A 13,181-nucleotide genomic window follows, 5' to 3' on the forward strand; every position below is an offset into this window, starting at 1 on the left:
TCCGCGAAGCGAGCCATAATGATTTCTTATCTTTTAAAAAAAGACAGGTTTTCCCCTGTCCTCTAACTATTTTTTTATAAAATAAAAATAAACCCTCATCCAAAAGAGGAGAGGGTTTACTCTGTTTTATAAAGGTTTCACTACTTCAGGTCCAGGTATTTCTGGTATTTGAGCAGCAAAGGCTGAACCTCCAAACAAACTTACGGACAACAATGTAGCAATGACACCTACTAATAAAACTCTTTTTACTTTTTTCAATATTACTCTCTCCTTTCCTTTAGTTTATCTTGCGCTATAAAGGCTACTTTAGCATAATGATATGCATCCTTATACTTATAATTAGTAGCCAAATAATCACTATACTTTCTACAAATCGATATTAGAAATCTATAATGATTATTTTCATCATAGTACCGAATAACTTTCTCAATCAATCTTTCATATTCATCATAATTCCCGAGTAAAAAGTTCAACTTAGCTTCTGATTCCATTACATAAAACTGTTCCTCATCTTTCAGTTGTAACTTTTTTACTTTATTTAAAATTTCAATCGATTCTTCAGATCTTTCAGCTGAAATCAAAAATTCCAACAAATTTATATAAGTAAATACTAAAGTATCGTAGTTATTTTTGACTTTTAAATCAATAGACTTATTAAAATATACCATTGCATTTTTAAAATCATTACGACTTCCATAGACAAGCCCTAAGTTGTTATAAATTTTTTCTTCGAGATTACTATACTTATATGTTTTGGTAACCTCTAGTCCCTTCATCAGAACGCTTTCTGATACAGCTAGCATTTCAAGTTTCCAATATAATGCTCCAAGTAACACATATATTTTAGCAATCTGCTGCATTTTCTCCTCTTCCATGTACCTTCCTAGGGAACGAGTGGCAAAGGATACAGCTGTTTTTAGTTTATTAATACTGTAATGGTTCATTGCCCTATTATAATCTAACTTAGCTTTTTGAATGTTAGATTTGGCCACATTAGAAGCTTTTTCGTAATATTCTTCACTTATAGGGAAAATACCAGATTGCTGGTACCATAGTCCCATTGTGTAATAATAGAGAAACAGATATTTATTTGGAATAGCTTCTTCATCGTTTGCATAGATTTTGATTTTTTCATCAAGTATTTTTTGAGCTTCCTCCATGTTTTCATTTAACAGATAGTATCCAGCTCTTATAAGATAAAAATAAAACTCCTGCTCTATACTATTTATATAGGGATAATTCTCTGTTATCTCCTCCACAAGTTGGTCAGCCCTCTTAAAATCTTTATCTTCAACTGACTTATCCAGAAGTAATAAATCTGATTCTAGCTTTTCATCCTTTACATCAATATCTCTCAAATAGCTAATCGGTAGTTTTATTTTGATAGCAAAAGATTGCATTAAGTCATCCATGACTTGATATCTTCCCGATTCAATATTACTATAATGTCCTCTAGATATTATATCCTTTGCCATTTCATCTTGGGAAATCCCATGCCTTACCCGAATAGCCGCTAGCCTTCTACCTACATGCATTAAATTCCCCCTTCTTTTGGACCCTCAATAACTAATTTACTAGGTTACCCTCTTAAAATTAAAATTCTTCTTTTCTTTCAAAAATCCTTCCATTTTCAAAAAAACAAGCAATCCACAAAAATAACTTCATAAAAAGTCCATTTTTGAAGAATTGCTTGCCAAGTATAGGATCTAACTAACTCAAACAAAGTAAAGCTTCACCGTAATGGAGGCCAGGTCCATTACTCAAAAAATTTTAACAGCTATAAAATACGGTAAACTTTGTTATGATTTTGCGCAAAAAAAAATTAGCCATCAAACCCTTATCTACGAGGGGCTGATGGCTGTTATTTGTCTTACTCAACTGCAAAAGTCAGACTATAAGCCCCTGCAGTTTCAAATTTAGTAGTTCAAAAACATCTGGAAGTTTATCCTGAACAACCTCATATTGATCCCCAATACTCACCTCAAAATAACATTCAGAGTCACTAACTTCTTTTAAATAACCCGTGATTCCAATTCCTGTTTCTTGATAGATATCCATTAATAAAGGTGCTACTTCTTCCTTTGGAAAATGGAAATGAACATGAAACATATTGGATACCGGTTCTACCGGTCTTGTCTTCACACCCGAACACTCATTGAAATATTTAGCTAACTTCTGTGCCTCTTGCCAATACTTATCCATCTTTTCCGCTCTCTGATCAAAATAATAATCAGCTGGAATGATATAAGGATAAAGACTAATTAAATCTCCTCCATATCTTCTTTTCCATAGTTTCGATTCTTCAATAAAAGACTCTGGACCTGCAAGAATAGCCCCGGCAATACCTCCAATACCTTTATAGAACGATACATAGACACTATCAAAAAGTTCACATACCTCTGCCGCTGTTTTTTGATAGTATGGCAAAACTTCTAACAATCTAGCCCCATCGAGATGAAGTTTAATGTCTTTCTCCTTACAAAAAGCCGAAATTTTTTCAAGCGTTTCAAAGGAAGGAAGCTGTCCTCCAATTTCCCTTTGTGGCAACTCTAGCAGAACACTAGAAACCTCCTCTGTCATTCCCACAACATCATCATATTCAATCACGCGACCTTTGTCAGCCAATAAAATAGTTTCGATATGATGGAGCTTCTTTAATCCATCTTCCTCATGAATCTCTAAATGACTTAACGGATGATAAGCTACTTTATGTACTCCTTTGTGATCTGCCCAGATTCTTAAGGCAATTTGCTGGGCCATTGTTCCACTAGGAAAGAAAACGGCCTCTTCTTTCCCTAAGAAGGAAGCTATTTTTGTTTGAAAATCTTCAATGATGTTCCCCTTTCCATACATATCACTCTCTACATTCCCATCGATCTCTTGAAAGGCCTTCAAAAGTGTTGCAACATCCCTTTTCCCATGCCCTGCTATAATGGTAGATTGTTTAAATGCCTTAGATAGTTCTTGATCAAGACTCATTCATTTGCCTTCTTTCTTTATTTAATAACTTCCGCTCTCTGTAGCTCCCCTTTTAGTTTACCTATTGAAAACAAAAAGTACATTTGAAAATCAGATCGTAACGACCAAAACGGGTGGCCAAAGGTTGAAGGCTTATTTCCTCCGATGAAAAAATGATTACTCCATGCAAAGCTGTATGCAACAATAGGTGCCATTAAAAGAAACCAGAAATTAAAAGCAGCAAGTCTGACAACTCCCACAGCTAAAGCAGTGGGGTTCTAGGATACTATCAAGCTTCTCTTTAAACTTTTGCTTTCCCACATCCTAAGCATTATAGATGATAGTAAAAAGAGGGTTGTTCCCACTGCAAGCGCAAGAAAAATAGCTCGACTACCTATGTTCGTTGTAGATTTCGCCTCTGCTATGAGATGGATTTTCACTTCTTCTAATAATTCTTCTTCATTTCGAACAGCAGGTCCAAGATCCTCCTTAAATTCCGCAATGAGCTGACCTAATTCAGTTTGAGCTTCCTTTTTAAATCGTTTATATTTATTATATAGCTTACTCATCTTTTTACGACCCATATTCATCTCTCAATTTATCATTTTCTTTATTGTAGCATGATGTTGAAGCCGGGACACAAGGACAGGCTCCTTGTCCCAATTTCATCTAAAAAGCAAGACTTCAATCCGTGTTTTTTTACCATCCCCACTGAATTGTTAGCGGAAACTTGGAGTCATACTGCCCGTTAAGGTGGAATAAAAGAATCTGGGACAAGTTCATCACTCGCGAACCATTTGCATTGGTACTAACTTCAACTGTGGAGGGGAATGTCTTGAAAAAGTTAAATCGTATCAACAAAAAAACCGCTTTGATTGTAATCATCATGATTTTTTTCATAGCTGGTATACTAGATTTAAAATATGAAGGATTATTTTATCAATTATTACCTAAATCTGTACAATCTATTTTTGATAACCTTTTATGAGTGATACTAACGCTCGGTGAAACGGAGGGACGGTTTTCCTGTCCAATTTTCATACATGGGTTGACTAGCCTTCAAGGAATTGATGCGGAAAAATCAGAATTGATTCTTTTAATTTATAATTGTAGTGTTTCATTCTTTTTATGTAGCTTTTGGTTGTTTAAGTTTGAACTTGTTTTTCTGCTTTTAAACCTATAAGCAGCTTTTTATGTAGTTTTTGCGCATTATTGAATATTTAACATCTAGAATTGAATCCGCAATTTTCCGTTATGAACTGATTTTTGAAATAATTGAACCAGTTCTAACATTTAATGAACTAGATAGGATTGATTGAAGCCCAAAATAAAGGAATTGCACATCTCCATAGTAAGATTGAACGCCGAAAATGGTAATTCATCCTTTTATATGCACTTCACTGTCATTTTGTTGCATAACAATCAGAATTGAACTTCACAGCGCACGGGAGGTAATCACCTCTTGAAAATGCCCATAAATAACCAGGAACGGGACAGGAGCCCCGTTCCTTTACTCTGCTATTGATTGTTCTAGGACACAACGTTCCCCCTTCACGTTGGGAAAGAAGAAGCGTCCCTTTGTCTCAGTTAGCAAGTTTATCTGCAAACACTTTCACATATGGTGGTAAATCTGGCGGCCTGCGACTGGACACAATGTGGCCGTCTACCACGACTGGTTCATCAATCCAAGTCGCGCCTGCATTTTTCATATCATCTTTGATGCCTGGAGTACTGGTTACGTTTTTTCCTTCTAAAATGTTTGCTGAAATAAGTACCCATCCTGCGTGACAAATTTGGCCAATTGGCTTCTTCTTCGCATCCATTTCCCGGATCATGTCCAACACTTCTGGATAGCGTCTTAATTTATCCGGCGCCCATCCACCTGGGACTAGAATGGCATCATAGTCAGCTGCGCTAATATCGGAAAAGGCAAAGGCTGATTCAGCAGGCACACCATATTTTCCTGTGTAGGTTTTCTTTGCTTCTTTTCCCACTAAATCAACCTGTGCTCCCTCTTCCTGCAGACGTAAGACGGGATACCAAAGCTCTAAGTCTTCGAAGTCATCCTCAACAAGTGCTATTACTTTTTTATCCTTTAATCGCATGTCATCCCTCCATTTTTGATATGTACAGTATAACAGGAATAAGGGGATGAATCATAATCAGTCCATTTCCATATCTAAAGGGAAGTGGATGCCTCCTCCGCTGGATAAAAATATTGGCGTATTCTTTTTTGGATGATTATAATGAAACTAGCATCCTATTTTCATCCTAGCATAACAGGACCCCCACCTCTAGATTCAGCAGAAGTGATGATAGGTGGGCAATCCAAATAGGTCCAATAAGTTTCCGCTAACCATCCGTGTGTGGTTTACAAACTGTTAATTATAGAAAGGACTCGTTACCATGCTTTTAAAGAAACGTTCATCCTCTGGCGAAAAAAATGGCGTAACCTATTTAAACGGCGAGGTTTCATTTCAAGGTGTTTCCTTAAATGTGTACAGTTATTTGATTGATGGGGTCCTGATCGATACTGGCGCGCTATCTTTACATAAATATTTTCAACCCTTTATGGATGAAGCTGATTTTGATCAGGTCATGATTACCCATTATCATGAGGACCATACAGGTTGCGCTGCCTATGTTCAAAATGCGAAAGGAGTCCCAATCTATTTAAGCGAAAAAACGATCGATTATTGCGAGAAACGGGCAGATTATCCTTTATATCGAAAACTTTTTTGGGGTAGAAGAAAACCATTTCACGCTCAAGCTATGCCCAAAACTTTTCATTCTCGAGGGGCAAAATGGGATGTGATCGACACTCCAGGTCATGCTTTTGACCATAAAGCCTTCTTAAATCAAGATACTGGTCAGTTGTTTACGGGGGATTTGTTTGTTAGTGAGCGGACAAAAGTAGTTTTAGCAGAGGAGAGCATCCCTGATATCATACACTCTTTAGAACGTGTGTTGACTTATGATTTTAATGAGGTATTTTGTAACCACGCTGGTTTTGTCAAAGATGGCCGTGCTGCGTTAGCGAGGAAATTGGATTATTTAATATCCATTAAAGAACAGGTGTTAAACCTCTATCAAAAAGGACACGCAAAAGAAGAAATTCGCCAACAGCTCTTCCCCAAAAAGTACCCCATCATCCAACTCTCAAGGAAAGAATTGGATTCCCTGCACATCATCACATCTATTTTAGGCAAATAGGGGACAGGCACCGCGTCCCAGGGATGCGGTGCCTGTCCCTCTTTCCCTAGATTAGTAATTACATAAATTCACTAAAAAGCTGGTTCAAAGGATGAATATAAATGAACGTTCTGGCCTTTTAGCACTATCTTCCTATCTAAAGTCATGCCGAGTTTTCCCGCAACTTTACTAGTTCCTAGGCTGTATTAGTGCGATCATTCTATCCACACTGAGACGAGTACGTCCATAATCCCTTAAGGCTTCTGCAGCTTCTATGGCATAACCTTCCCCCCAATGTTGACGGGAAATCCAATATTCTATTTCTAGTTCCTGACCCCCATCTATAGTTCGCGAAACGAGACCAGCATGCCCCACTAGCTGACCCCTTTTAGGATTATTTGGATGCGTTGTAAATGGATTGGACTGCTTCTTTTAGAGCTGCGTGAAACTCTTGGTCAGTTTGCTTCACATTTAGGTTTTCAGTTAGGGCTCTGGAGAAGCTTGCGATTAGGCCTTCATTTTCTTTTAGTTTTTTATTTGCTTCGTCTCTGGAATAGCCACCAGATAGGGCGACAACACGTACGACTTGTGGATGATCAATTAGCTCTTTGTAGTGATTGGCAACAGTTGGAATGCTCAACTTTAACATGACAAATTCATTCTTATTTAATTGATCTAAATGTTTCATGATTTCCTGTTTTAATAACACTTCAGATTGCGCTTTATCGGTGCTATGAATATCAACTTCTGGCTCAATGATAGGCACAAGCCCTGCGTCAATAATCTTTCTCCCAATTTCGAATTGCTGATCGACTACTTGTTTAATTCCATCTTGGTTGGCTTCTTTAATAACAGAGCGCATTTTGGTTCCAAACATGCCCCGTCGGTTTGCTCTTTCCAATTTTTCAGCAAGGTCGTCAATGGGTTTCATCTTCTGAACACCACTTGCAGCCTCAGCAAGCCCCTTATCCACTTTCAGAAAAGGTACAATCCCTTTCTCTTCTGATAAATAATCTCCAGTGAATTTCCCTTCAATTTTCCGGTCCATCGTTTGCTCAAATAAAATTGCCCCAAGAATATGTTCCGAGTCAAACGATGGAGAACTAATAATTCGGGTTCTCATCTGGTGTACAAGATCAAACATTTCTGCCTCATTCGCATATTCATCTTCAGCGATACCATAAGCAGCAAGTGCCTTTGGAGTACTTCCCCCACTCTGGTCCAGCGCTGCAATAAACCCTTTCTCTTTCTTCATACGCTCAAAATATTTTTCCTGCATCCATCTCACTCCTCCCTTTTATACTTGTTACCTTGGGCGACGTTCTTCAGCCAATTTAGCTTCCACATATTCATTAAACATGAGTTCATCCTCCTCATTAAATCTGTTTGATTTGTTACTCTTAATATAGACCGATAGAAAAAATTACACAACGGCAACAAGATTGAACTTTGTTCGGATTTTAGACCGATCTTTTTCTCCGCTTCCATACTCAGATTTTTTTCTTGAAAAACTAATAGTATTAGTTATAATAAAACTAACGGCGTTAGTTAAAAATCTAAAATGAGGTGGATGGAATGATTAGAAAGTTTGATACTTTATATCAAGTCGCTTTTTTTGAAAAGGTTTTCCCAGTCAATTGTTATTTAGTTGAAGAAGAGGATGGATTAACACTCATAGATGCTGCCCTACCAAATAGTGCTAAGACCATTATTCAAGCAGCAAAGACCCTTAACAAACCCATTACTCGAATTGTTCTAACCCATGCTCATGGAGATCATGTCGGAGCATTGGATGAACTGAAAAAATTGTATCCTCATGTCCCTGTTTTCATTTCCATTCGAGATGCGAAACTTTTAAAAGGTGACCGATCTTTGGAAGCTGATGAACCTCAAACTCCGATTAAAGGGGGAGTTCCAAAGAATATTCAAACTACACCAGATGTTCTTCTGAAGGCCGGGGATCAAATTGGCTCTTTGGTGGCCATACCTTCGCCCGGCCATACACCAGGATCCATGTCTTTTTTGGATAAGAGAAATAACATATTGATAGCAGGGGATGCATTCCAAACAAGAGGTGGCACAGCCGTTTCAGGCCAACTTAGGCCTTTCTTTCCTTTCCCTGCAATGGCCACTTGGAATAAAATCAAAGCTTTAGAAAGTGCTCAACAATTACTTAAATCACAACCGAAGCTATTAGCTGTGGGGCATGGGAAAGTTCTTGAAACCCCAATGGAGGAAATGAAGAAAGCCATTCATGATGCAAAGCAAAAACTAAATTATCCGGAGGCTTAAGTCATGTCACCAAGATCTGGACTTAATTTTTCAACGGTTTTTCAAAAAGCCGTTGAAATTGTTGAACATAATGGAATTAATGGCCTTACCATGGGAATTTTAGCAAAAGAACTTAATATCAAAACTCCCTCTCTTTACAATCATGTCAGTGGGATTTTAGAAATCCAACAGAAAATAGCTTTTTATAGTTTAGAAAAAATGCACACTGCTATGAGGCAAGCATCCAACAAATCAAATGAAGTTGACGATAAAATTATTTTTGTTGGGAAAGCCTACCTAAACTATGCTCGTCAGAACCCAGGATTGTATGAAGCCACTTTTCTACCAAATGTTCAGGATAATAAAGAGGTTCAAAAGGTATCCGAACAGATTGTTCAAATATGCGTGGAACTACTGCATCCTTTTCACTTAGAGTCTTCAGATACTATTCATGCTGTACGGGGGTTTCGAAGTTTCTTGCACGGATTTGCTACGATCGAAAAATCAGGCGGTTTTGCCATTCAATTAGGACATGAGGAAAGCATTGAAGCTATACTGCAAATTTTTATGGAAGGTTTGAAAGAAAGGGCGAAATAAAGCTCCGGTCACCCCCATTATGGTGAAACTCCACCCCAATGAGGGTCATTTGTAACCTTTCCCCCTCCTCTCTACATAAGCTATAATAGAAAACTTTGGAGAGGAGTATGTAAGGATGGCTGACCGAAAAAATCTACCTTCTGAACATTCAAGAGATTTTCTTGGGGAAGTATTTGACCGAAAAAATCCATTACTTGGGTCAATCAATGAATTTTTCAACGGAGTTGCTCAGCAGCGAATTCCGGTTGAAAAAATCGAAACAGATAAACATATCATTTATGAAGCACGTTTGCCCGGCATCTCAAAAGAAGAAATAGATATTGATTTGCTCAGAGACCATTTGAGAATCAAAGTAAATCGAAAACAGGAAGAAATCGCAAAGGGATACCAGGAAAGTAAACAAATGAAACTTGAGCGTCTCATTTATCTTCCTGCTAATATTTCTGTGGATGGAATGAAAGCTACCCATCGAGACGGGCTTCTTAGAATCAAATTCCCCAAGGTTAAAGGTAAAAAAATCGAGATCGAATAAGAGAAACCGAGCAATTATAGCTCGGTTTCATTTTTTTACATCATTTTACATATCATTTCCCAGGAAATGACTCAATCAAATCCTTTTAAATCACTAAATCACTAAGTAAAAGTTAGAAAAGTTCTTTTTTGTTGTATAAAAAAGGAAGAGAAAGCAAAAAGTAACCTTAATATAATAGAAAAGGAGTGAATGTATTGAACACAAGAATTGTTATTGGGGCTTTACTTTTTGTTGGTTTACTTTTTACTAGTGCCTTCAGCATATCTTCTGACAATGAATCTAATACGGCACATGAAGGGCAAAAGGAAAACATGAAGGAAATAAAATTAGAGGAAGGTCTCCAAACCGTTATTGATACGGTTGAAAAACTAAAAATCGCAATGAATAAAACGACTCCTGACATCAAAGAGGTAAATCGGTTAGGTAAATCATTGAACGACAACTGGGATTCCATTGAGAAAAAAGTAGAGGAAAAATATCCTGAAGATTACGAAAATATTGAGGAAAGTCTGTATCCCCTCATCTCAAATACAATTAGACAAGACGAAATGGATGTAAAAGAAATTAAAAAATTAACAGATGATACTTTGTCAAAGATCCTTGAATTTCAAGAAAAAATCTCTTGATAATATAAAAAGGTCTTCCTCTTTTACATGAGAAAGACCTTTCTTATTACTTTACTTTTACTTTCTTAATTTGTTTGCTACGCAACTGACCACATGCTGCATCAATATCAGTACCTTGTTCTTGTCGAACTCCACAATTTACGCCTTGCTTTTTTAGGGTTTGAAAAAATTCAGAAATCACTTCTTGATCACTTCGTTGGTACTGACCATGTTCATCTACAGGATTGTATGGAATCAAATTGACGTAGGATAGATGTTTTTTATCCTTAAGAAGTCCAGCGAGTTCTAGGGCTTCTTTTTTATGATCGTTGACTCCACGAAGTAAAATATATTCAAAAGTAATTCTTCGATTAGTCTTTTTTAAATAATAGTCAATGGCCGGCATTAACTTCTCCAACGGGAATGCCCGATTGATTTTCATGATTTTCGTACGCAACTCATTATTTGGAGCATGAAGAGAGACGGCTAAGTTTACCTGTGAATTTTCATCAGCAAACTTGTAAATCTTATCCACTAGACCACTTGTTGAAACCGTAATATGACGAGCGCCTATAGCAAGTCCTCGCTGCTCATTAACCACACGCAGGAAATTCATGAGGTTGTCATAGTTGTCAAATGGTTCTCCAATACCCATCACCACAATATGACTCACACGCTCTTCTTCCCCCTGCTCATCTAAATGCTTTTGCACCTGCATAATTTGTTCCACAATCTCCCCGGCTGTTAAGTCGCGATTTTTAGTTAACAACCCACTAGCACAAAAGGAACAACCAATATTACAACCAACTTGAGTTGTTACACATACGGATTGCCCATAATGATGACGCATAAGAACTGTTTCAATTAAATTTCCGTCCTGTAAGCGGAATAAAAATTTAATCGTACCATCAGACGATTCCTGTTTAACCTCTACATCCAGGGAATAAAGAACAAAATGATCTTCCAACAACTGGATACAATCCTTATTCACATTCTGCATATCAGAAAAATTTTGGACTCGTTTATTGTACAACCAGTCCCAAATTTGTTGAATTCGGAATTTCTTTTGACCATGCTCCACAAGCCAATCGGTTAACTGATCATATGTTAATCCATAGATGGACTGTTTTTCCATAATTAAAACCTCTTTCTTTAGAAAACTTGTCATTAGCCAGGTCTTTATGGCGAATGCCTTAGTTGCCTTATATGCAGAAAGGAAAAACTTATTCTTTCTTTCTGCGTAAAACATTTCCCTATCATATCTTACTTAAAGTATACCAATGTGGCAACTATTTCAATCATGAACATCTAATTATATATCAAATTTAGGAGAAAATATAGGTGTCATAAGCAAATCAATAGACAATGCTAATCTTCAAGCGTAAGATTCTATTCCATAAGAAGATTCTATAAATTTATTCACAAAGGAGCGAACCCATGTCTTCTAATAACAAAGTTTTTCATAATACTCAACTGTCGGTTCTTGACTTAGCCCCCATAGTTGAGGGAGGTAGTGCATCCGAATCTTTTCAAAATAGTGTTGAGCTTGCACAACTTACGGAAAAGTTAGGGTACAAACGATATTGGTTTGCTGAACATCACAATATGCCCGGGATCGCAAGCTCCGCAACTTCTGTTGTGATCAGTCGGATTGCCGCAGCAACAAACACCATCCGTGTTGGTGCAGGTGGGATTATGCTGCCAAATCATGCGACACTGGTTATTGCCGAACAGTTTGGAACATTAGAATCCATGTTCCCTGGTCGGATAGATCTTGGTCTAGGTCGTGCACCAGGAAGCGATCAAGGAACAGCTTATGCTCTTCGTCGAACATTAAATCGTGGTGCAGAAGAGTTTCCTCAACAAGTAGAGGAATTACAGGGGTATTTTGCAGGGACCGAGCGAGTGCACGCTTTTCCAGGGGAAGGATTAAAAATTCCTATTTGGCTTCTTGGATCTAGTGGTTTCAGTGCCCAATTAGCTGCTCAAAAGGGACTTCCTTTTTCCTTTGCTAGCCATTTTGCGCCAGAGTATACATTGCAGGCTCTTCGTTTATATCGTAACAACTTCAAGCCATCGGATGTGTTAGACAAACCTCATTCCATGGTTGGTGTGAATGTCATTGCTGCAGACACAGTTGAAAAAGCCAAATGGCTTGCAACCTCTCAGCAGCAGCAATTTTTAAGCTTAGTTCGTGGGATGCCAACTCAATTAAAGCCACCAATTGATGATATTGAATCCGTATGGACACCTTATGAGCAAGACCATGTTGAAAAAACATTGGATTCTCGTTCAACTATCGTTGGTGATGCCAAACTAGTTGAAGAAAAACTAAAAGCATTTATTGATGAAACGGAAGCAGATGAAGTCATTGTGAATTCACAAATATATCATCATCAAGATAGAATGAGATCATATGAAATTTTGGGAGAAATGATGGAATAGGAAGGTTGTTGGGACAAAACTTCTTAAAGCTCTAAAAGAACCATGCAGTGAAATGTCATTTTGTTTGGTGTATTTTCGTGCCAAGTGTCCCAAAAAAAAGATGATTCCTTCAAAAAGTTAGGAATCATCTTTTTTCTTTTCTACTATTACAGCTCTTTCCTTTCCCCATTCAACGAATAACTAGCCGTAATTTCTGCGTTCAGCGAGTGAGATACAGAACAATACTTCTCCGTTGATAATTCAATGGCTCTTATTACCTTATCCTCTGGAAGATCTCCCTCTAGTGTGTAATGAATATGGATTTTGGTAAAACGTTTAGGATGGTCGTCCGCCCGATCACCTTCTACATCCATGGAAAAAGAAGTAGGATCCAATCGCATCTTTTTTAAAATAGAAATAATATCTATTCCTGTACAGCCTGCCACAGCATTTAACAATAATTCTGTTGGACGTGCTCCTGTATTTTTCCCTCCTACTTCCTCAGAAGCATCCATTTTCAACTCGTGACCAGAAGGAGTTGTACTTGAAAAAGCCATGTCTCCATTCCATTTTATTGTAGTGTTCATCATAAAAAAGCACCC

General features: G+C 37.6%; 17 protein-coding genes. 7 read left to right on the forward strand and 10 right to left on the reverse strand.

What is annotated here, in order from left to right; all coding sequences use genetic code 11:
* Window positions 1-126 precede the first annotated feature (126 nt).
* The 5 genes from RZN25_09395 to RZN25_09415 form a co-directional block, all read right to left on the reverse strand.
* On the reverse strand, window positions 127-258 hold the full coding sequence (locus tag RZN25_09395; GenBank protein MEQ6377032.1) for a hypothetical protein: 132 nt from the start codon (window positions 256-258) through the stop codon (window positions 127-129).
* 2 nt (window positions 259-260) lie between these two features.
* Complete coding sequence (locus tag RZN25_09400; protein ID MEQ6377033.1) at window positions 261-1,535, reverse strand: helix-turn-helix transcriptional regulator; 1,275 nt, start codon at window positions 1,533-1,535, stop codon at window positions 261-263.
* 352 nt (window positions 1,536-1,887) lie between these two features.
* On the reverse strand, window positions 1,888-2,979 hold the full coding sequence (locus RZN25_09405; GenBank protein ID MEQ6377034.1) for a beta-eliminating lyase-related protein: 1,092 nt from the start codon (window positions 2,977-2,979) through the stop codon (window positions 1,888-1,890).
* A gap of 17 nt (window positions 2,980-2,996) precedes the next feature.
* A complete protein-coding gene (locus RZN25_09410) occupies window positions 2,997-3,218 on the reverse strand; it encodes a DUF962 domain-containing protein (protein ID MEQ6377035.1) in 222 nt (73 codons plus the stop codon).
* A gap of 18 nt (window positions 3,219-3,236) precedes the next feature.
* Complete coding sequence (locus RZN25_09415; protein MEQ6377036.1) at window positions 3,237-3,527, reverse strand: hypothetical protein; 291 nt, start codon at window positions 3,525-3,527, stop codon at window positions 3,237-3,239.
* 266 nt (window positions 3,528-3,793) lie between these two features.
* Between RZN25_09415 and RZN25_09420 the strand changes: the two genes are divergently transcribed.
* Window positions 3,794-3,946 carry a hypothetical protein gene (locus tag RZN25_09420; protein ID MEQ6377037.1) on the forward strand — a complete coding sequence of 51 codons (153 nt, stop codon included), beginning with the start codon at window positions 3,794-3,796 and terminating at the stop codon, window positions 3,944-3,946.
* Window positions 3,947-4,541: 595 nt separating this feature from the next.
* Here the strand turns inward: RZN25_09420 and RZN25_09425 are convergent.
* Complete coding sequence (locus RZN25_09425) at window positions 4,542-5,063, reverse strand: type 1 glutamine amidotransferase domain-containing protein (GenBank protein ID MEQ6377038.1); 522 nt, start codon at window positions 5,061-5,063, stop codon at window positions 4,542-4,544.
* A gap of 301 nt (window positions 5,064-5,364) precedes the next feature.
* On the opposite strand from RZN25_09425, the gene RZN25_09430 reads away from it, so the two are divergent.
* Complete coding sequence (locus RZN25_09430; GenBank protein MEQ6377039.1) at window positions 5,365-6,171, forward strand: MBL fold metallo-hydrolase; 807 nt, start codon at window positions 5,365-5,367, stop codon at window positions 6,169-6,171.
* Between the two features lie 168 nt (window positions 6,172-6,339).
* Here RZN25_09430 and RZN25_09435 read toward each other — a convergent pair whose 3' ends face one another.
* Together RZN25_09435 and RZN25_09440 are read right to left on the reverse strand one after the other, a co-directional pair.
* On the reverse strand, window positions 6,340-6,525 hold the full coding sequence (locus RZN25_09435) for a GNAT family N-acetyltransferase (protein MEQ6377040.1): 186 nt from the start codon (window positions 6,523-6,525) through the stop codon (window positions 6,340-6,342).
* Window positions 6,526-6,544: 19 nt separating this feature from the next.
* Entirely contained in the window at window positions 6,545-7,429 is an 885-nt protein-coding gene (locus RZN25_09440; GenBank protein MEQ6377041.1) for a fructose bisphosphate aldolase, read from the reverse strand.
* A 296-nt stretch (window positions 7,430-7,725) separates the two neighbouring features.
* Here RZN25_09440 and RZN25_09445 point away from each other — a divergent pair, with 296 nt between their 5' ends.
* From RZN25_09445 to RZN25_09460, 4 genes are all read left to right on the forward strand, one after another.
* Entirely contained in the window at window positions 7,726-8,442 is a 717-nt protein-coding gene (locus RZN25_09445) for an MBL fold metallo-hydrolase (protein ID MEQ6377042.1), read from the forward strand.
* A 3-nt stretch (window positions 8,443-8,445) separates the two neighbouring features.
* Complete coding sequence (locus RZN25_09450; protein MEQ6377043.1) at window positions 8,446-9,018, forward strand: WHG domain-containing protein; 573 nt, start codon at window positions 8,446-8,448, stop codon at window positions 9,016-9,018.
* Window positions 9,019-9,133: 115 nt separating this feature from the next.
* A complete protein-coding gene (locus tag RZN25_09455) occupies window positions 9,134-9,550 on the forward strand; it encodes an Hsp20/alpha crystallin family protein (protein MEQ6377044.1) in 417 nt (138 codons plus the stop codon).
* A gap of 194 nt (window positions 9,551-9,744) precedes the next feature.
* Window positions 9,745-10,176 carry a hypothetical protein gene (locus RZN25_09460; GenBank protein MEQ6377045.1) on the forward strand — a complete coding sequence of 144 codons (432 nt, stop codon included), beginning with the start codon at window positions 9,745-9,747 and terminating at the stop codon, window positions 10,174-10,176.
* Between the two features lie 46 nt (window positions 10,177-10,222).
* Here RZN25_09460 and rlmN read toward each other — a convergent pair whose 3' ends face one another.
* Window positions 10,223-11,290 (reverse strand): 23S rRNA (adenine(2503)-C(2))-methyltransferase RlmN, encoded by a 1,068-nt coding sequence (gene rlmN, locus RZN25_09465; protein MEQ6377046.1) that lies wholly within the window; start codon window positions 11,288-11,290, stop codon window positions 10,223-10,225.
* A 302-nt stretch (window positions 11,291-11,592) separates the two neighbouring features.
* Here rlmN and RZN25_09470 point away from each other — a divergent pair, with 302 nt between their 5' ends.
* Window positions 11,593-12,600, forward strand: a complete 1,008-nt coding sequence (locus RZN25_09470; GenBank protein ID MEQ6377047.1) for an LLM class flavin-dependent oxidoreductase — start codon at window positions 11,593-11,595, stop codon at window positions 12,598-12,600.
* Window positions 12,601-12,746: 146 nt separating this feature from the next.
* Here the strand turns inward: RZN25_09470 and RZN25_09475 are convergent, their stop codons facing one another.
* Window positions 12,747-13,166, reverse strand: a complete 420-nt coding sequence (locus tag RZN25_09475) for an OsmC family protein (GenBank protein MEQ6377048.1) — start codon at window positions 13,164-13,166, stop codon at window positions 12,747-12,749.
* Window positions 13,167-13,181: the final 15 nt, after the last annotated feature.

This window comes from Bacillaceae bacterium S4-13-56, from assembly GCA_040191315.1.
Taxonomy (GTDB): Bacteria; Bacillota; Bacilli; order Bacillales; family JAWJLM01; genus JAWJLM01.

Bases quoted from the DNA above. Each gene is read 5' to 3' on its own strand.
- RZN25_09400 (MEQ6377033.1), bottom strand. From the start codon at position 1,535: ATGCATGTAGGTAGAAGGCTAGCGGCTATTCGGGTAAGGCATGGGATT.
- RZN25_09405 (MEQ6377034.1), bottom strand. From the start codon at position 2,979: ATGAGTCTTGATCAAGAACTATCTAAGGCATTTAAACAATCTACCATT.
- RZN25_09415 (MEQ6377036.1), bottom strand. From the start codon at position 3,527: ATGAGTAAGCTATATAATAAATATAAACGATTTAAAAAGGAAGCTCAA.
- RZN25_09425 (MEQ6377038.1), bottom strand. From the start codon at position 5,063: ATGCGATTAAAGGATAAAAAAGTAATAGCACTTGTTGAGGATGACTTC.
- RZN25_09430 (MEQ6377039.1), top strand. From the start codon at position 5,365: ATGCTTTTAAAGAAACGTTCATCCTCTGGCGAAAAAAATGGCGTAACC.
- RZN25_09440 (MEQ6377041.1), bottom strand. From the start codon at position 7,429: ATGCAGGAAAAATATTTTGAGCGTATGAAGAAAGAGAAAGGGTTTATT.
- RZN25_09445 (MEQ6377042.1), top strand. From the start codon at position 7,726: ATGATTAGAAAGTTTGATACTTTATATCAAGTCGCTTTTTTTGAAAAG.
- RZN25_09450 (MEQ6377043.1), top strand. From the start codon at position 8,446: ATGTCACCAAGATCTGGACTTAATTTTTCAACGGTTTTTCAAAAAGCC.
- RZN25_09455 (MEQ6377044.1), top strand. From the start codon at position 9,134: ATGGCTGACCGAAAAAATCTACCTTCTGAACATTCAAGAGATTTTCTT.
- rlmN (MEQ6377046.1), bottom strand. From the start codon at position 11,290: ATGGAAAAACAGTCCATCTATGGATTAACATATGATCAGTTAACCGAT.
- RZN25_09470 (MEQ6377047.1), top strand. From the start codon at position 11,593: ATGTCTTCTAATAACAAAGTTTTTCATAATACTCAACTGTCGGTTCTT.
- RZN25_09475 (MEQ6377048.1), bottom strand. From the start codon at position 13,166: ATGAACACTACAATAAAATGGAATGGAGACATGGCTTTTTCAAGTACA.